Origin of the sequence: Mesorhizobium sp. B2-1-3A (genome assembly GCF_006442655.1) — a bacterium.
Taxonomy (GTDB): Bacteria; Pseudomonadota; Alphaproteobacteria; order Rhizobiales; family Rhizobiaceae; genus Mesorhizobium.
Window position 1 is genome coordinate 780,290 of record NZ_VFWK01000004.1, and the last position, 16,962, is coordinate 797,251.

General features: G+C 62.7%; 18 protein-coding genes. 6 read left to right on the forward strand and 12 right to left on the reverse strand.

Features of this window, described 5'->3' with window-relative positions; genetic code table 11:
- Positions 1–73 precede the first annotated feature (73 nt).
- From FJ977_RS19650 to FJ977_RS19660, 3 genes are all read left to right on the forward strand, one after another.
- Positions 74–259 carry a hypothetical protein gene (locus FJ977_RS19650; RefSeq protein WP_140773854.1) on the forward strand — a complete coding sequence of 62 codons (186 nt, stop codon included), beginning with the start codon at positions 74–76 and terminating at the stop codon, positions 257–259.
- A 280-nt stretch (positions 260–539) separates the two neighbouring features.
- Entirely contained in the window at positions 540–1,016 is a 477-nt protein-coding gene (locus tag FJ977_RS36320; RefSeq protein ID WP_281406828.1) for an iron-containing redox enzyme family protein, read from the forward strand.
- Between the two features lie 24 nt (positions 1,017–1,040).
- The gene (locus tag FJ977_RS19660) at positions 1,041–1,727 is read left to right on the forward strand and encodes a Crp/Fnr family transcriptional regulator (protein ID WP_140773856.1); all 687 of its coding nucleotides are present in this window, start codon (positions 1,041–1,043) and stop codon (positions 1,725–1,727) included.
- 116 nt (positions 1,728–1,843) lie between these two features.
- On the opposite strand, the gene FJ977_RS19665 is transcribed toward FJ977_RS19660, so the two are convergent.
- Positions 1,844–2,116 (reverse strand): hypothetical protein, encoded by a 273-nt coding sequence (locus FJ977_RS19665; protein WP_140773857.1) that lies wholly within the window; start codon positions 2,114–2,116, stop codon positions 1,844–1,846.
- A 401-nt stretch (positions 2,117–2,517) separates the two neighbouring features.
- On the opposite strand from FJ977_RS19665, the gene FJ977_RS19670 reads away from it, so the two are divergent.
- Entirely contained in the window at positions 2,518–3,423 is a 906-nt protein-coding gene (locus tag FJ977_RS19670) for an agmatinase (RefSeq protein ID WP_140773858.1), read from the forward strand.
- A gap of 77 nt (positions 3,424–3,500) precedes the next feature.
- On the opposite strand, the gene FJ977_RS19675 is transcribed toward FJ977_RS19670, so the two are convergent.
- From FJ977_RS19675 to FJ977_RS19700, 6 genes are all read right to left on the reverse strand, one after another.
- Positions 3,501–4,280 (reverse strand): pyrroline-5-carboxylate reductase, encoded by a 780-nt coding sequence (locus tag FJ977_RS19675; protein WP_140773859.1) that lies wholly within the window; start codon positions 4,278–4,280, stop codon positions 3,501–3,503.
- Between the two features lie 43 nt (positions 4,281–4,323).
- On the reverse strand, positions 4,324–5,208 hold the full coding sequence (locus FJ977_RS19680; protein WP_140773860.1) for an aldose 1-epimerase family protein: 885 nt from the start codon (positions 5,206–5,208) through the stop codon (positions 4,324–4,326).
- 177 nt (positions 5,209–5,385) lie between these two features.
- Entirely contained in the window at positions 5,386–6,102 is a 717-nt protein-coding gene (locus tag FJ977_RS19685) for a Bax inhibitor-1/YccA family protein (RefSeq protein ID WP_056577346.1), read from the reverse strand.
- A gap of 21 nt (positions 6,103–6,123) precedes the next feature.
- On the reverse strand, positions 6,124–6,897 hold the full coding sequence (locus tag FJ977_RS19690) for an anti-sigma factor (protein ID WP_140773861.1): 774 nt from the start codon (positions 6,895–6,897) through the stop codon (positions 6,124–6,126).
- Positions 6,894–7,445: a sigma-70 family RNA polymerase sigma factor gene (locus FJ977_RS19695; protein ID WP_140773862.1), complete on the reverse strand. Its 552-nt coding sequence runs from the start codon at positions 7,443–7,445 to the stop codon at positions 6,894–6,896. The genes FJ977_RS19690 and FJ977_RS19695 overlap by 4 nt, the downstream gene beginning before the upstream one ends.
- Positions 7,446–7,530: 85 nt before the next feature.
- Complete coding sequence (locus FJ977_RS19700) at positions 7,531–8,124, reverse strand: histidine phosphatase family protein (protein WP_140773863.1); 594 nt, start codon at positions 8,122–8,124, stop codon at positions 7,531–7,533.
- 179 nt (positions 8,125–8,303) lie between these two features.
- On the opposite strand from FJ977_RS19700, the gene FJ977_RS19705 reads away from it, so the two are divergent.
- Together FJ977_RS19705 and mazG are read left to right on the forward strand one after the other, a co-directional pair.
- Entirely contained in the window at positions 8,304–9,488 is a 1,185-nt protein-coding gene (locus FJ977_RS19705; protein ID WP_140773864.1) for an amino acid aminotransferase, read from the forward strand.
- Between the two features lie 80 nt (positions 9,489–9,568).
- On the forward strand, positions 9,569–10,393 hold the full coding sequence (gene mazG / locus FJ977_RS19710; RefSeq protein WP_140773865.1) for a nucleoside triphosphate pyrophosphohydrolase: 825 nt from the start codon (positions 9,569–9,571) through the stop codon (positions 10,391–10,393).
- Positions 10,394–10,453: 60 nt separating this feature from the next.
- Here mazG and hflX read toward each other — a convergent pair whose 3' ends face one another.
- From hflX to FJ977_RS19735, 5 genes are all read right to left on the reverse strand, one after another.
- Complete coding sequence (gene hflX / locus FJ977_RS19715) at positions 10,454–11,845, reverse strand: GTPase HflX (RefSeq protein WP_140773866.1); 1,392 nt, start codon at positions 11,843–11,845, stop codon at positions 10,454–10,456.
- Positions 11,846–12,091 (reverse strand): RNA chaperone Hfq, encoded by a 246-nt coding sequence (gene hfq / locus FJ977_RS19720; RefSeq protein ID WP_006202172.1) that lies wholly within the window; start codon positions 12,089–12,091, stop codon positions 11,846–11,848.
- A 145-nt stretch (positions 12,092–12,236) separates the two neighbouring features.
- Positions 12,237–13,100 carry a D-amino-acid transaminase gene (locus FJ977_RS19725; RefSeq protein WP_140773867.1) on the reverse strand — a complete coding sequence of 288 codons (864 nt, stop codon included), beginning with the start codon at positions 13,098–13,100 and terminating at the stop codon, positions 12,237–12,239.
- Positions 13,101–13,201: 101 nt separating this feature from the next.
- Positions 13,202–14,563 carry a sigma-54 dependent transcriptional regulator gene (locus FJ977_RS19730; protein WP_010909346.1) on the reverse strand — a complete coding sequence of 454 codons (1,362 nt, stop codon included), beginning with the start codon at positions 14,561–14,563 and terminating at the stop codon, positions 13,202–13,204.
- Positions 14,553–16,838, reverse strand: a complete 2,286-nt coding sequence (locus tag FJ977_RS19735; RefSeq protein WP_140773868.1) for a PAS domain-containing sensor histidine kinase — start codon at positions 16,836–16,838, stop codon at positions 14,553–14,555. The genes FJ977_RS19730 and FJ977_RS19735 overlap by 11 nt, the downstream gene beginning before the upstream one ends.
- Between the last annotated feature and the right edge of the window lie 124 nt (positions 16,839–16,962).

A 16,962-nucleotide genomic window follows, 5' to 3' on the forward strand; every position in this document is an offset into this window, starting at 1 on the left:
AGGCCGCCCTCTTGACAGGCCCATCTTAGTCTAGGATAGTTTAGGATGGTCTAAGATAACTGGAGGATGGGCGATGGCAGTAGAATTGCCAGCACACGTCAAAAAGTATCTCGACGACATGGAGGTCTCGGCGGATGCCCTCCCAGAGGACGCGTGGGAGACATTTGCCAGTCTCTCGGGGGGCGAGATAGCCCTTCTAAGGAAGCTGGGGAAGGACCTGGAGGAAGCGGATGACGGCATCGTCATCAAGGTTCACTAGCCGAGCTTCTTAACCAACGGGATGCTTCTTAACCAGCGGAATGCTTCTTAACCACCGGGATGCCGGCATGGGCGGGATCGAGGTTGGGGCCGCTACTACGCCGAGCGTTCGTCTCCGGCGGAAGATCGACCTTGTGGTCCAACCATACGCAAAGTCATGTCGCACCCTTGTGACGCATCCGAGGCTTGCTGACTTTTGGCCGCAGTTCCTGCTCACTCAGCACCAAATCATTCGTGCGACAGTGCCCTTGACGGAAGTAGCAGCGGAGCGAGCCGAGAAAATGGCGGCTACTGACCCTATCGCGTCCGGTCTGGTCCGATACCTGGAGGAGCACGTCAAGGAGGAGTTGGGGCATGATGACTTGCTGCTCGACGACCTCGAACTGCTGGGTGTGAAGCGGGCGACGGCGCTGAGCCGCATACCATCTCCCTCGGTCGCGAGCCTGGTGGGAGCGCAGTACTACTGGATCCATCACCATCACCCCGTCGCGTTCCTTGGTTTCGTCGCGTTGATGGAGGGACACCCGCCGACACCGACGCTGATCCAGACGCTGATCTCCGCGACGGGGTTTCCGCATGCGGCTTTCCAGACGCTCATCGACCACGGTGAGCTCGATCCCGGACACCGCGACCGGCTCTACCGCACGATCGACGCCCTGCCCCTGACAGCCGAGCACGAAACCGTCATGGGCATCTCCGCCATGCATGGCGCCACGCTTCTTCCATCCACGATCGAGGAGATCCTCGAACAGGGGTAGCGAGGCGGCAATTGGGAAATCAACATGGCCTCCGGCAGCGCGAACGATGGAAATGATCTGCCGCGCCTTGCACGGATCGACCCACGCCTGTTCGATCTTCTCTTCAGCGGCTGCAAGGTCGAACGCTACGCGGCTGGTCAGCATCTCTTCGTTCAGGAAGATCCATCCGATCGCATTTACGGGGTGATGAGCGGGACGGTGGAGATCTCGATCTATTCGCAGGGAGGCCAGAGGCTGGTGGCCAATATCGAGCTTGCGCACAGCCTGGTCGGAGAGGTTGGCGCGCTCGACGGGCGCCCGCGCACCGCAACCGCCATCTGCCTCACCGCTTGCGATCTGGCCTCGCTCGGCCGGGTGCAACTCTTCGATCGCATTGAAAGAAACCCATCACTGGCACGTGCCATGATTGAGCTGTTGTGCGCACGGCTGCGTTGGATCAGCAGCGAACTTGGGGATCATGCTTTCTTCGGCATTGAGGCGAGGCTGGCGAAGCGGCTGGTCTTCCTGGCTGGCGTAATGGCGGATGGGTCAGGCTGGATACCGATTTCCCAGTCTGAACTGGCCGAATTCCTCGGCGCCACGCGCGAGTCCGTCAACAAGACGCTCAACAATTGGCGCAACCGCTCGATCATCGCAATCAAGCGTGGTGGCCTGCGAATAACCAATTTCGGCGCCCTTCGTCATCTGGCCGAGACACAGAACGACAACTGACGTCGCCAATTCACATGGGTGGAACGAGGGCCACCACATCGGATCCTGACAATCCGTGGAAATGTTCGCCTGAGGCGGGAGAGCGGTGGCGCTGACCACCGCTCCCCACTTGTATCTCAGTTGCGGCAATTGGGGCTGACAGGGTCATACTGGTGCGGGCTGACCCCCATGCAACTGGAGTTCGAAACGCCACCAGCCAACCCGATCGATCCTGTCTGGAACCCATACACCGCTTCTTCCGAAGCCAATGGATGTTGGCCCTTGACCTCTCCCGGGGCCTCGAAGTCGCCATTGTCGGCACGAAGGCTGTGGACGAAGGTCGAGTCGATCGCGAACGAAGGTGCCGTAAGCATAAGCAACGCTGATGCAGCTGTAATGATCTTGTACATTTTTATCTCCTTTGTTTGGCTCCACCACAATTATTGTGACTAGAACGAAAATTCATCCTATTTGCAAAAGACCATGTCTCTCGTTTGATCTGATGTTTTTTCTCTAAGATCTATTTGCAAAGGGCAGATAAATTTCTGTTCTGGCACATCTTGTACGCCACGCACGAATTTGTATGTGAAGGACTTCACAAGAGGTCACTAATATGAGGTAGGTCGCCTTTTCGAGAGGCGTCTGGAACAGATCCGTCGCGAGATCGACGACACGACAATCGACTACAATCGCAACAGCTCAGGGGGCGATCGAAGGCGTCGAGCTTCCCGATCCACAAAGACGGCCTACTTTGCGGCAACCGCTGTTACGCGATAACCTCCCAGTCCGTGTCATCAGGACCATCAAGAAAATGTCGCCATCATTCCTCGGCCTTCCCGACCGCCTCGCCGACGGCCGCACGCCCCGTGCGGTGATCTTCGGAGCCGGCCATGGCAGCACCTATCCCGGCCAGGACAGCAGCGGCCATGCCTTGGCCGCCGACGCCATACGCGCGGCCAGCCAGGGTGATGCTCCGCTCGTTGAGCACTGGGATTTCGATCTCGGCGGTCCGTTGTTCGACGGCAAGCCAGTCTGCTGCGTCGACGCCGGCGACATCTCGACCATCCTGCACGACAATACCGAAAACAGGGTCCGGATCGAAGCCAGGACGCGTGAGGTCCTGGCCTTGCCGGCCGTGCCAATCCTGCTTGGCGGTGACGATTCCGTCGTCACGCCGTTCCTTGCCGGCTTTGCCGATCACGGACCGATCTGGATCCTGCAGATCGATGCCCATATCGATTGGCGCGACGAGGTGCATGGCGAACGCTACGGCTATTCGAGCCCGATGCGGCGGGCGAGCGAGATGGCGCATGTCGCGGGCATGGTGCAGGTCGGCCTGCGCAGCGTCGGCAGCGCACGCCTCGCTGAAATCGAAGCGGCGCGGCACTATGGCAGCCGTTTCGTGACCGCCCGCGAAATTCATGCTCAAGGCGTGGAAGCGGCGCTCAGGCATATTCCGGAAGGCGCGCGGGTCGTCGTCACTTTCGATTGCGACAGCCTTGATCCCGGCATCATGCCGGGCGTGGCGGCGCGCACGCCAGGCGGCCTCACCTATACACAGGCCATCGACCTGATCGCGGGCCTCGGCAAGCGGGCCAGGATCGCGGGATTCGACCTTGTCGAACTCTATCCGCCCGCCGATATCGACGGAATGTCGGCCCTGACCGCAGCGCGTGTTCTCGTGAATGTGATCGGCACAATCGTCCGGCAGATTTGAAAACCGACTTTCCTCTGTTTCGAACAAGCAGGCCCCGATTGGCGGTCAAGCAGGACGGTGACCACAAGGCTTGCCAGCTATGTGGCGCCGGCCGCCGAAATGCGCCGATGGACACCGTCCAGGCTTTCCGCCAACGCCTCAAAGACGTTGTGGGCCGTGAGCTCGTTCAGAACCTGCTCATTGATGCCGCCACGGGTCGCATAGTCCTGCGCCAGATGGGCGAAATCCGCATCAGGCGCCGTCTCCGGCGCGTGCCCAAGCCCCTTGAACAGCGCCGCGATATAATCGCGCCCCTTCGTGTCTGGAACGCCATGCGCTTTCAACCAGTGATGGATCGTATCGAGGTATTTGAAATAGGCGGCATAGGTCGCGGTCGCCACGCTCAACGCATCGAACTCTTGCGAGTTCTCGACCTCGATCACCTTCCCCAGCCCGCCGAGCAACGCCGTCACATCCGGATCAGGCGGGTAAATAATTGTCGCCCCCAACCGGTGAGCGACCATCGGCATGGGAAGCGCTTTCGTCACGCGGGTCGCTGGGGCCGTCAGGCCGATGATTTCCTCGCGTGACAACGTGGCGATCAGGCTGATGACATGATGGCCGCGCCGGAACCGCAACTCTGGCAGCACCTGATGGGCAATCTGCGGCCGGACCGCCAGCATGACGGTGTCGCACACGTCGAGGACCGCCTGATTATCGGCGGCGACATGCACATTCGGATAGCGGGAAGCGAGATTCGAGGCGATCTCTTCGTTGCGCGGCGACAACACGACCGAAACCGGATCGTCGGCTACGGATTTGAGCCCGGTAACGATGGCAGCCGTGAGCGTGCCTGTGCCGATGAAGCCAAGTTTCATTTGATGCCCCACGGCGTTGGTTATGCGGTTGGCCGTCCGGTGATCACCGCCGCCCCAGCTCCAGGCTGATCCGGTAGCCCAGAGAACGCTTCGCTCCCGGCTCGATCAGCATCACGCCAGGTTTCTCGCTGAATTCGCCGTCGAAATCGGCTGGGCTTGCAATGCCGTGCCACGGTTCGATGCACAGGAACGGCGCGCCGCCCGGCTTGGACCAGATGCCGAGTTCCTCTGTTCCCTGCCATGACATTTCGATCGCCGGACCGTGGTCGGCGGCGTAGCGCACGCTGGTGCTGGCGGGCCGATCGAGAATGACGGCGTCGTCATCGAACAGGCGTTCGGATAGTGGAAGCGTCTTGCCTTCAATGGGTGTCGGCCGCGCTGCCGGGAGCAAAAGGCCATCCTTCAGCCGGCGGATCGGCGCTGGCTCGGTCTCCGCAAAGGTCAGCCGATAGGCCTCCTTGGGCAATTCCGGCAGCAATGGCCAGTTGAATGCCGGATGCGCGCCGATCGAAGCCGGCAATGGCTCGTCACTGGTGTTGGTGATCGCGAAGGTCACGCCAAGCTGCTGACGGTCGAGCGTGTAGGTCACGGCGAGTCGGAAGGCGAAGGGATAGTGCGCGCGCGTGTCGGCGTCGTCGGTGAGGACCAGCGTGCAGGAGTGGGGTCCCCTCTCCTCCCAGGTGAACGGCTTGTCGCGGGCGAAGCCGTGCTGTGTCATCGGATAGGTGCGGCCACGATGGCGCAGTTGGTCGCCCTTCAGCCGGCCGACGATCGGGAACAGGACCGGCGAATGGCGTCGCCACTCTGGACCGGCCTGCCACAGGAACTCAAACCCTTGCGCATCCTGCAGCGAAACCAGTTCGGCACCCTGCCCGACTATGACAGCCGAGATGCCGTCGCCACGAAGCGTTTGGCTGTCCTGTGCCATATGTCCTCGCGGGCCGGCGTTGAAGCTGGCGGCAGACTAGCAAAAGCCCCCGGGGACTCAAGCCGGGTCGTGTCGGAACGGATTGGGCCGGAACGAATTGTGGCCGGAGGATCTCTCCTCCGGCCACCTCTCCGCATCAAGGGCGAGAACCCCACCCTTGCCCACAGCGGACAGTCGTTACTCCCGTTCGCCGGTGAAATTCAGCAGCAGCTGGAAGATGTTGATGAAGTTCAGGTAGAGCGAGAAGGCGCCGAAGACGGCGAGCTTCTGGCGCGATTCCGCGTCGAAATTCTCAGCATACTGTTCCTTGATCGTCTGCGTGTCCCAGGCAGTCAGGCCGATGAAGACGGCGATGCCGATCACCGAAATGGCAAACTGCAGCGCGGTCGAGCCAAGGAAGATGTTGACGATGCTGGCGATCACCACGCCGATCAGGCCCATGATCAGGAACGACGAGAACTGCGTCAGGTCGCGCCTGGTCGTGTAGCCATAGAGGCTGGTGGCGCCGAACATGGTTGCGGCGATGAAGAAGGTGCGGGCGATGCTGGTTCCGGTGAAGACCAGGAACACGGAGGCGAGCGACAGGCCCATCACCGCGCAGAAGGCCCAGAACATCATCTGGGCGCTGGCCGCCGACATGGTCTGCATCTTGAACGAAAACAGCATGACGAAGGCGAGCGGCGCCAGCATCACCACCCACTTCAGCGGGCTGGAGAAGATCGGCACGTAGAGCGCCGGCGTCGACGACACCAGGAAGGCGACAAGGCCGGTGACCACGAGGCCAAGGCCCATATAGTTGTAGACGCGCAGCATGTGCTGGCGCAGGCCCTCGTCAAAGACGGCTCCGGTTTGGGCGCCGGTGCCAACGCGATATCCCAGATTGGGCGTATTCATCTGCAGTCTCCTTTGGATCGGTCAGTAAAGTGTTCTGGCGAGCGTCTCGGCGGCGCGGTCCAGGTCATGGACGCCGCTCTTCGCGACCACCGCGTAGGCAACTTCGCCGATCTGGAAATAGGCCGAGGAAATATCGCCCGAGGGCGCGACCGTCGGCTTGACCACGTCGAAGGTTCCCGGCCGGATCGCAAACAGCGACACCAGACCCATATCCTTGGTGTCGACAGCCATCTCGACGCTCGGGCCGAAGCGCGACGGATAGATCTGCACGTCGCGCACCTTCCAGTCCTTGGGCAGCGACGGCATGACGATCGCGGTGGCGGCGCGGATCTCTCCGGCATTGTAATTGGGCGCTTCCGGCTGCGAGGGCATGGCTTCGCGCACCAGCGTCGTCCTGTGTGCCCGCACCGCCTCGTCGACATAAGCGGGCGGCTGCGGCGAAGCGACGACCTTGGTCACGGACATCGGGCCGATGATGCCGTTCGCCAGCCAGCCGGCGGCAACGAAGGCGGCAACGGCGGCGGCACGCTGCAACACGCCGAAGATGCGGCCGCGGGCAAGCCCCCTCTCCAGACGCCGCGCCGCGTCAGCGGTCGCCGGCCGCGCCATGCCCTTGGAGCCGGCGAGCGCCACGCGCAGTTCGTCGCGGGTCCGCAGATCCGACATCACGCGGGCGGCAGCCTCCGGACGTGTGGACAGGAATGCTTCCACCTCGATGCGGCGGGTGACATCCAGTTGCTCATCGACATAGGCGTCGAGGTCGGTGTCCGTAACGGGGTCGACAAGAGCGGTCATTGCTCACCTCCCACGATCCTGAGATGATTCTTGCCGCGCCCCGGGGCGGCGTCTTCCATCTGGCGCAAGGCGGCGCGCGCCCTGCCGATGCGCGACATCAGCGTGCCCAGCGGCACACCCGTGGCATTGGCCGCCTGCTGATAGGAAAGCCCTTCGATGGCGACCAGATGCAGCGCCGAACGCTGCTCTTCCGGCAGGTTGAAAAAGGCTTCCCGCACCTGCGCCAGGCGCACCGAATGCTCCTGCGGAGCTGGCGTGGCGGTGTCGGCCAGGTATCCGGCCTGTTCGATGCGCGCCGCTTCCGAGCGGCGCGAGCGCATGCGGTCGACAAAGGCGTTGTGAACGATCGAGAGCAGCCACGCGCGAAGGTTTCCGCCGGAGCGGAAAGTGCCGCGCCGCTCATAGGCGCGCACCAGCGCGTCATGCACGAGATCCTCGGCATCCGCACTGTCGCGCGTCAGCGACTGCGCGTAGCGCCTTAGCGATCCGAGCTGTCCTATGATGTCAAAGCGTGGCATCGACCGTTTCATGCCCTGTTTACGGAGCATGTGGGGATTTTAATCCCGACCTCGCCATTTTTCTTCGACGGGCTCCGCCGGAGGATCGCATTTGCGCCCGTCGCCCGCCCGGCTCTCAGGGGCGAAGCGGCTTTGCCGGTTTGGGCGTAGTCACGCCGCAGGCGCGCAACACCCATCTGCGGCCGTCGCTGCGAAAATCGGTGATGCTCAGCGGCTCGATGTCGATCTTCCAGATGGCGGCAAGCGGCGCGCCGAGAACATGCAAGATTGCTGTGCGAATGACGCTGGCATGGGTCAGCGCGATCGTGTGACCGCGCTCGGCGATTAGCCGGTTCATCAAGTTGGAGGCCCGACGGGCAACGTCGGCCAGCGACTCGCCGCCATGCGGTGCTGCATTGGGATCTGTAAGCCAGGCGGCGATATCCTCCGGCTGCTCGGCCTGAATCTCCTCAAAGCTCTTGCCGGCCCAGCTTCCATGATCCTGGTCCGCCAGGAGCGGTTCGACCGATGCCTCCAGCCCCAGCGCCTCGGCGGTCTGCCGGGCACGAAGCGAGGGCGCGGTCCACACGCGTTCGGCGCGACGCAGCGTCCCGCGCATCGCCTTCGCCAGCATCAGCGATCGCGGCTCCAACGGCTCGTCCGCAGGGAACGCTCCCAGGCGTGTCGCGGCCGTGGCGCCGTTGCAGATCATCGTCAGCCGTACGAGCATAAAGCAGTCATCCCCAAGCCGCTTTCGAAGCGGCGCATACGCAGCGATTAGAATAGCGGCTATCGTTTCGATCGAAAGGCCACACCCTTGGGTGCCGCCTTCTGTTTCGCACAACTAAAACCGCTGGCGAAGCGCGTTCGATTTGCGTATCACTCCGCCGCGCCAACGGAACCATAGTGATGTTTGAAGACCTGCAGCCAGCTCCCGCCGACAAGATCCTGGCACTAATCGGCCTCTATCGCGCCGATCCGCGCCCCAACAAGGTCGACCTCGGCGTCGGCGTCTACAAGGATCGCGACGGCAAGACGCCGGTGATGCGCGCCGTGCGCGAGGCCGAAAAGCGGCTGCTGAACAGCCAGGACACCAAGACCTATCTTGGCCTTGCCGGCGATGTCGGTTTCAACGCGGTGATGGCCAAGCTCGCCTTCGGCCCGGGGGCGGACATGACGCGCATCCGGGCGGCACAGGCGCCTGGCGGCTCCGGCGCGTTGCGCCTTGTGGCGGAGCTGCTGAAGCGGACGCGCTCGGATGCCACCGTCTGGCTGTCTGACCCGACCTGGCCGAACCATATGCCGGTGATGCGTGCCGCCGGCCTGCAAATCCGTGAATACCCCTATTTCGATGCGGCCTCGGGTGCGGTTCGTTTCGACGACATGCTGGCGGCGTTGCGGACGGCACAGAGCGGCGACGTGGTGCTGCTGCATGGCTGCTGCCACAACCCGACCGGCGCCAACCTGAATGCGGCGCAGTGGGAGACCGTCACCGATCTGGTCGTAGAGCGTGGGCTGCTGCCATTCGTCGACATTGCCTATCAGGGCTTTGGCGACGGCCTCGATGCCGATGCCCTCGGCTTGCGCCTGCTGGCGGCGAAAGTGCCGGAAATGGTCGTTGCCTCCAGTTGCTCGAAGAATTTCGCCGTCTACCGCGACCGTGTCGGTGCGGCGATGGTCTTGGCCAGGGACGGCGCACAGGCGGATGTGGCGATGAGCCAGATGCTGTCGGCGGCGCGCGCCATGTATTCGATGCCGCCGGACCATGGTGCGGCGGCCGTGCGCATCGTCCTGGAAGACGCCACCTTGCGTGCCGACTGGGAAGCCGAGCTGGAAGAGATGCGCCTGCGCATGCTTCGGCTTCGCGTCCAGTTCGCCGAGGCACTGCGCCGGCAATCCAACTCCGACCGCTTCGACTTCGTCGCCAGCCATCGCGGCATGTTCTCGCGACTTGGCCTCACGGAAGCGCAGGTCGAGCGGCTGCGCACCGAACATGGCGTCTACATGGTCGGCGACAGCCGCATCAACGTCGCCGGGCTGCCTGAAGACGGCATGGATGACCTCGCCAAGGCCATCGTCTCCGTGATCGACTGAAGCGGCTCACCTGTGGACAAGGCCTCCTCGCCGGCTGACAACATTGGCCGCGCGTCGGGCCGCAGGGTAGCATCCGCCGCATGACGCCATCGAAAGACATTTCGCGCCTGATCGAGATCATGGCGGCGCTGCGCGCGCCGAAAACAGGCTGTCCATGGGACATCGAGCAGGATTTCTCGACCATCGCCCCCTACACGATCGAGGAAGCCTATGAGGTGGCGGATGCCATCGCCCGTGGTGATCTCGATGACCTGCGCGACGAGCTCGGCGACCTCCTGCTGCAGGTCGTCTATCATGCGCAAATGGCCGAGGAAGCGGGTGAATTCGCCTTCCCGGACGTGGTCCAGGCTATCACCACCAAGATGATCCGTCGCCATCCGCATGTCTTCGGCGACGAGAAGGCGCGCAGCGCCGGCATGGCCAAGGGCATGTGGGAAAAGATCAAGGCCGAGGAGAAGGCGGAGAAGCGACAAGCCCGCCTCGCGCGCGGCCTCGACCCGGAGGACAATGGCAAGGGGTTCCTGGACAGCGTTCCGGTCGCCCTGCCCGCTTTGACGCGGGCGTTGAAACTTCAGGAGAAGGCTGCCCGTGTCGGCTTCGACTGGAGCGAGGCGGCACCCATCCTCGACAAGATCGAGGAAGAGATCGGTGAGTTGCGCGAGGCGCTGGCCAAGGGCGAAATGGCCGCGATCACGGACGAATTCGGCGACATGCTGTTCGCCGTCGTCAATCTCGGTCGGCATCTCAAGCTCGATTCGGAAGCGGCGCTGAGCGGTACGAATGAAAAATTCCGCTCACGCTTCCACTATGTCGAGCAGGCCCTGGAAAAGTCAGGCAATACGCTGGAAAAGGCCACCCTGGCCGAGATGGAAGCGCTCTGGCAGGAAGCGAAGAGCGCGAAGTAGGCCTGTCAACCAGCAATTCCGGACGGAAAGCACTGCACGCTTTCCTGGAATTGCTCCGGGCTACCCGTTGTTTTTACGACGCAATCGGCTCTCGATCTCTTCGCGGGCGCTTTGCGTGGCCTTGAGCGAGATGGTGGCGCTGCCGTCGTCATTGTCGGTGCGCGAAACGACATCGCCATTGCGGTAAAGCCAGTCGACAAGACCGAACTGCGCCGGCTCGATCGTCACCGTCAGGTCTTCGAGCTCGCCCGCCATGCGTGTCTCGATGAGCGCTTTCAGCGCGTCGATGCCCTCGCCGGTCACCGCCGACACGGCGATCGGCGGGCCCTTGCTGCCGTCGGCGGCATCGGCGAGCAGCCGGCTCCTGTTGCCTTCGTCCAAAAGATCGATCTTGTTCCAGACCTCGATCACACGCTTGGTATCACTGGCGTCTACGCCGAGGTCGGCCAGGATGCGCTCGACATCCTCTGCCTGTGCGGCCGTGTCGGGATCGGAGATGTCGCGCAGATGGATGACGAGATCGGCCTCGACCACCTCTTCCAGCGTCGCGCGAAAAGCCGCGATCAGATGCGTCGGCAGATCCGAAATGAAACCGACCGTGTCCGACAGGATGATCGGCGTGCCATGCGGCAGGCGCACGCGGCGCAGCGTCGGGTCGAGCGTGGCGAACAGCATGTCCTGCGCCAGCACGTCCGCTCCAGTCAGCCTGTTGAACAGCGTCGACTTGCCGGCATTGGTGTAGCCGACGATCGCCACCACCGGGAACGGCACCTTCTTGCGCTTGGCGCGGTGCAAGTCGCGGGTACGGCGAACCGTTTCCAGCTCGTGCTTCAGCTTGATGATCTTTTCCTGCAACTGCCGCCGATCGGATTCGATCTGGGTTTCGCCGGGGCCGCCGAGGAAGCCGGCGCCGCCGCGCTGACGTTCAAGGTGGGTCCAGCTGCGGACAAGGCGGCCCTTCTGGTAGTTGAGATGGGCAAGTTCGACCTGCAGCGTGCCTTCCTTGGTGCGGGCGCGCTCGCCAAAGATCTCGAGGATCAATCCGGTGCGGTCCAACACCTTGGCATGCAGTTCCTTCTCGAGATTGCGCTGCTGCACCGGGGTCAGAGGATGGTCGACGATGACCAGCTCCGCGTCCTTCTCCTTGACGATCTCGGCAAACTCTTCGACCTTGCCGCTGCCGAGCAACGTCGCCGGGCGTGGGTCGTTGACGGTCACGACAGCCGTATGGACGGGGTCGAGATTGATGGCCCGGGCAAGGCCGACCGCCTCGTCGTGGCGGGCTTCAGCGGACCGCGTCAAGCGAGGACGGTTGGTATCGTCGTCGCCGCGCGGCTGGCGGGTAAGCACAGGTACAATGACGACAGCCCGGGTCGGCCCCTTGGCTTCCGTCCCGGGATGATGTGCTGGTTTTCCGCGAACCGTAGCGTCCGCGTCTTTCTCACGTGCCAATCAGGCGCCCTGGCTTTCCTCGCCATCGAACATCTGAACCGGCTGGCTCGGCATGATCGTGGAAATGGCGTGCTTGTAGACGAGCTGGGAGTGACCGTCGCGGCGCAGCAGCACACAGAAATTATCGAAAGAAGTGACCACGCCGGTCAGCTTCACGCCGTTGATGAGGAAGATGGTGAGCGGGTTCTTGCTCTTGCGAACTGAATTCAGGAACAGGTCCTGAAGGTTTTGCGATCGTTCCGCCATTGTTCTTGTCTTTCGCCGATCCCCTTCGGTTTGCTAGCCAATGCGCCAAATTGTCGGGCACATGTCAAGCGCGCAAACACCGTCTTGTCGTCAGTAACGACAAGCAGAACGAGATATATTGATGTTCATTCCACCTGTGCGGTTATCAGGCTGGACTTTTTTCCGCAACGTCAAAAAAGGCTTGCCGCAACGAAAGTGTTATTGAGCCGGGGTGACCATTGGCGACCGGATCGCCGTCGATCGATACGACCGGCATGGCAATCGTGGTCGCGGAACTGATGAAAGCCTCGCGCGCCACCTTGGCCTCGGCAACGGAAAAACCGCGCTCCTCGATCTTCAGGCCGAGCTTTGCCGCCACCTCAAACATGGTCGTGCGGGTGATGCCGCGCAGGATGCCATGATCGGCCGGCCTGGTGACCAGGACGCCGTCCTTGGTAACGATCCAGGCGTTCGACGACCCGCCTTCCTTGACGTTGCCGTCGGTGTCGACGAACCATGCCTCCTGGGCGCCCGCTTCCTTGGCTTTCTGCTTGGCCAATACATTGGGCAGCAGTCCGACGCTCTTGATGTCCACCCGGTCCCAGCGGTTCTCGGGCACGGTGATGACCGCTATGCCTGTTTCGGCTCGCTTTGTGCCGGCGGCGGGATCGGCCTTCTTGGCTGTCACCACCAGGGACGGCTTGGTGTCCGCCGATGGGAAGACAAAGTCGCGGCTTGCGACACCGCGCGTCACCTGGACATAGACCAGACCGTTTACGACATGGTTGCGGTTGACCACTTCGCGCAGGATGAGCGGCAGCACGTTGCACGCGACCGGCCAGGCGATCGACAGTTCGGTCAGCGAGCGGTTCAGCCGCGCAAGGTGGCGCGGCATGTCGACGATAAAGCCGCGCGCCACCTCGCAGACCTCATAGACGCCGTCGGCGAATTGGTAGCCGCGATCCTCGATATGCACGGAAGCATCCGCGTGAGCGACGTAGCGCCCGTTGACATAGGCAATGCGCGGCATTGGCGACCCCTGGAAAACTCTCGGGCTTTCTTATGCGATTCCGCCTTGGCCGTAACCGGCAAATGCTTGGCCCAGGCGTGGCTGAACAGACATCGCGCCTGTCAGACGCCCAGCGACTTCAGCTTGCGGTGCAGGGCCGAGCGTTCCATGCCGATGAACTCGGCCGTCTTCGAGATATTGCCGCCAAAGCGGTTGATCTGGGCGATCAGATAGTCCTTCTCGAACTGCTCACGCGCCTCGCGCAGCGGCAGCGCCATGATGTGCTGGTCGGACTGATTCGGCGTGCGCGGCATGACATCGCCGATCTCGGACGGCAGCAGATCCGCCGTGATCGGCGCATCGACGTCGTCGCCCCGCGCCAGGATCATCAGGCGCTCGACATTGTTACGCAGCTGGCGGACGTTCCCCGGCCAGTTGTGCGCCTGCAGCACAGCCAGCGCGTCGTCGCCGATGCGACGCGGCTTGATACCGGCCTGGCGGGCGATCTGCTTCATGAAGTTGTCAACCAGGTAGGGAATGTCCTCGCGCCGCTCGGCCAGTCCCGGCACCATCACGGGAACCACCGCCAGGCGATGATAGAGATCCTCGCGGAAACGGCCATCGGCGATCATGGCTTCCAGGTTCTGCGAGGTCGAGGAGATGATGCGGACATCGACCTTGACCCGCTTTGTGCCCCCTACCCGCTCGAACTGCTGCTCGACCAGCACGCGCAGGATCTTGTTCTGCGTCTCGCGCGGCATGTCTGCCACTTCATCGATATAGAGGATGCCGCGATGAGCCTCTTCCAGCGCGCCGACCTTGCGCTCGACACCGTTCGATTCGGTGCCGAACAGTTCTATCTCCATGCGCTCCGGCGTGATGTTGGCGGCGCTCAGCGTCACGAACGGCGCGCCCTTGCGCGCCGACAGCGTGTGAATGGCGCGCGCCGCCAGTTCCTTGCCCGAGCCGGACGGACCGATGATCATGACACGGCTGTTGGTCGGCGCGACGCGCTCGATGGTCTGACGCAGCTGGCTCATCGCCGACGACATGCCGATCAAGTCGAAGGTCTCGCCGCTGCGCTGCTTGAGGTCGGACACCTCGCGCCGCAGTTTCGAGGTTTCAAGCGCGCGCTCGGCAATGAGGATCAGCCTGTCGGCCTTGAACGGCTTCTCGATGAAATCATAGGCGCCACGACGGATGGCGGAGACCGCCGTTTCGATGTTTCCGTGGCCGGAGATCATCACCACCGGCAAGGTGGGATGCATCGTCTTGATCTCGTCCAGCAGTGCCAAGCCGTCCAGACGCGAACCCTGCAGCCAGATATCGAGGAAAATCAACCTCGGCGCACGATCAGCTATGGCAGCCAGCGCGCTGTCGGCGTCGAATGCCGTGCGGGTTTCGTGACCTTCGTCGCTCAGGATACCTGCGACGAGCTCGCGGATGTCTTCCTCGTCATCGACGATGAGAATATCAGACGCCATTACCGACCTTTTCAGTTTCTCTTTCGTGTTCCGTCTTGGCCTCACCGCGCGGCGGCGTGGCAGCCGCGGGCGGCAGAATGATGCTGATCATCGCGCCGCGCCCGCCATGGAAATCCGCAGGTGCATCATGAAGTTCCAGCCTGCCGCCATGGTCCTCCACGATCTTTTTGACGATAGCCAGACCAAGCCCGGTGCCCTTCTCTCGTGTGGTCATATAGGGCTCGAGCAGCCGTTGGCGATTCTCCCGCGGCAGGCCTTTGCCATTGTCGATGACGTCGATTCGAATCGCGCCATTCTGACGGCCGGCTTGAATCCGGATTATGCCGTGCGAACCATCCTTCTGTTCCAGTCCATCGATCGCTTCGGCAGCATTCTTGATCACATTGCCGAAAGCCTGCGCCAGAAGGCGGCTGTCGAACGTGCCCTTGAGCGGTTCGTTGCCGAATATCCGCTCGAAGGTGATGTCGGCGCGGCTGACCTCGACCAGGAACGAAGCCTCGCGCAGCGATTCGCGCAGATCGATGGCCTTCATCTCGGGCTTTGGCATGCGCGCGAAAGCGGAGAATTCGTCGACCATGCGGCCGATATCCTCGACCTGCCGGATGATGGTGTCGGTGCATTGGTCGAAAACCTCGCGGTCCTCGGTGATGACCTTGCCGTAACGGCGCTTGATGCGCTCGGCCGAAAGCTGGATCGGCGTCAGCGGGTTCTTGATCTCGTGGGCGATGCGGCGCGCCACGTCGGCCCAGGCGGAAGAACGCTGTGCCTGGACCAGATCGGTAATATCGTCGACGGTCACGACGTAGGATTTCTCCTCCGAGCCGTCGTCACCGGCCTCGATGGTGATCTGCACGTTGAACGTGCGCTCGGTGCCGGCGCGGAAGAACGTCACCTGCTCGCGGTAGACAGGCTTGCCTGACTGGCGGCCGATCTCGAAGACGCGGCCAACATGCGGCAGGATGGCGGAAAGGTTCTGCCCGAGCGCGGCACTGGCTGAGATGGCCAGCATCGATTCGGCCGAACGGTTGACGATGGTGATGATGCCGTAGGGATCGACGCCGATGACGCCGGCGGTGACACCGGCAAGCACGGCTTCGGAAAAGCGCCGCCGCTCGTCGATCAGGTCCTTTGCCGACAGGATCTCGTTGCGTTGCGATTTGAGCTCGAGCAGCATCTTGTTGAAAGTGTCGCCAAGCGAGGCGACATCGCCATCGGAAGGCCTGACGGGGACAGCGACGTCGAGATTGCCTGTGGCCACCTCGTCGGCGGCACCGATGAGCTGGCGAATGGGCCGCACAAGACGGTCGGCGACGGCAATGCCGGTCCAGATCGCCGACAGGATGATGATCAGGGTCAGCGACAGATACGGCAGCGCGAAGGCCACTTGCGAGGTGCGCCTGTTGTCTTCGAGATTGCGGTACTCGTCCGTATTGGACCTGACGATCTGCCGCGCCTTGATCACCTCGGGATCAACCAATCGGATGGTGTAGAGGTAGAGGCCCTCGATCTCACGCAGCTTGACGATGGCGCCCATGATGTTGCGGGTGCGCGGCTCTATCAGCACCGGTCTGCCGTCGGTGGCGCTGCTGACTGAGCCTTCCGGCGGTTCCGGCATGGCGAAATCGGCATCGGTCTGGGCGCTCATGACGAACGAGCCATCTGGCTTGATCAGCGCGGCGTGGGCCAGCGACCGGCCTACCGCCTCCTTGTTGAGGAGGTCTAGAAAGCCCGTCCGGTCAAGGCCGTAGAGCGTGCGCGACGCATCGAGGTCATAGGCCATCGACAACGTCGTGCCTTGCAGATTGCGGGCGTTTTCCTGGACATAGGCATCGGCGATCGACAGCGAGGAATTGACGATCGTCTTGGTGCGAATCTCGAACCAGCGGTCGAGGCCGATATCGAGCGTGATCGAGGCAATGATCGCCACCATGATGGCGGGAATGGCGGCAACCAGCGCGAACATCGCAACGATGCGCACATGCAGCCGCGAGGCCGCCTTGCCGTGCCGGCGCGCCATCACGATGCGATGCACCTCGCGTCCGACCAGGGCGCTGAGGAACAGCACGAAAGCGGCGTTGAGCGCGATCAGCGCCCAGGTCGTCCTGGCGTCAGGCGCGATCGGCGTCGCGCCGACCAGGATGGTGAAGGAGATGGCCGCCATGACCAGCGCGCCGACGACCGCCACCACGCCGGGCAGCGCCAGCAAGCGGCGACCGTCGCGCGCGCCGGGTTCGCTGAAGAGCGGTTGGTTGAGTACGGGTGCCTGCGGAGCCATGTCGCCGTCTTGGAGCCAATGATTGCGTCCGATCTATGCAACGCATTGTGGCGATTATGCAACAAGTGTGACAATGGCGGAAATCTTTCGCCGCTCAGTCCCCTGAAAAGAGCCGGATCGGATC

Excerpts from the sequence above, each read along its gene's own strand:
- FJ977_RS19685 (WP_056577346.1), bottom strand. The coding sequence starts at position 6,102 with ATGAATACGCCCAATCTGGGATATCGCGTTGGCACCGGCGCCCAAACC.
- FJ977_RS19735 (WP_140773868.1), bottom strand. The coding sequence starts at position 16,838 with ATGGCTCCGCAGGCACCCGTACTCAACCAACCGCTCTTCAGCGAACCC.
- FJ977_RS19730 (WP_010909346.1), bottom strand. The coding sequence starts at position 14,563 with ATGGCGTCTGATATTCTCATCGTCGATGACGAGGAAGACATCCGCGAG.
- FJ977_RS19670 (WP_140773858.1), top strand. The coding sequence starts at position 2,518 with ATGTCGCCATCATTCCTCGGCCTTCCCGACCGCCTCGCCGACGGCCGC.
- FJ977_RS19700 (WP_140773863.1), bottom strand. The coding sequence starts at position 8,124 with ATGCTCGTACGGCTGACGATGATCTGCAACGGCGCCACGGCCGCGACA.
- FJ977_RS19675 (WP_140773859.1), bottom strand. The coding sequence starts at position 4,280 with ATGAAACTTGGCTTCATCGGCACAGGCACGCTCACGGCTGCCATCGTT.
- FJ977_RS19705 (WP_140773864.1), top strand. The coding sequence starts at position 8,304 with ATGTTTGAAGACCTGCAGCCAGCTCCCGCCGACAAGATCCTGGCACTA.
- FJ977_RS19725 (WP_140773867.1), bottom strand. The coding sequence starts at position 13,100 with ATGCCGCGCATTGCCTATGTCAACGGGCGCTACGTCGCTCACGCGGAT.
- FJ977_RS19680 (WP_140773860.1), bottom strand. The coding sequence starts at position 5,208 with ATGGCACAGGACAGCCAAACGCTTCGTGGCGACGGCATCTCGGCTGTC.
- FJ977_RS19690 (WP_140773861.1), bottom strand. The coding sequence starts at position 6,897 with ATGACCGCTCTTGTCGACCCCGTTACGGACACCGACCTCGACGCCTAT.
- hfq (WP_006202172.1), bottom strand. The coding sequence starts at position 12,091 with ATGGCGGAACGATCGCAAAACCTTCAGGACCTGTTCCTGAATTCAGTT.
- mazG (WP_140773865.1), top strand. The coding sequence starts at position 9,569 with ATGACGCCATCGAAAGACATTTCGCGCCTGATCGAGATCATGGCGGCG.
- FJ977_RS19660 (WP_140773856.1), top strand. The coding sequence starts at position 1,041 with ATGGCCTCCGGCAGCGCGAACGATGGAAATGATCTGCCGCGCCTTGCA.
- FJ977_RS19665 (WP_140773857.1), bottom strand. The coding sequence starts at position 2,116 with ATGTACAAGATCATTACAGCTGCATCAGCGTTGCTTATGCTTACGGCA.
- FJ977_RS19650 (WP_140773854.1), top strand. The coding sequence starts at position 74 with ATGGCAGTAGAATTGCCAGCACACGTCAAAAAGTATCTCGACGACATG.
- FJ977_RS36320 (WP_281406828.1), top strand. The coding sequence starts at position 540 with ATGGCGGCTACTGACCCTATCGCGTCCGGTCTGGTCCGATACCTGGAG.
- FJ977_RS19695 (WP_140773862.1), bottom strand. The coding sequence starts at position 7,445 with ATGCTCCGTAAACAGGGCATGAAACGGTCGATGCCACGCTTTGACATC.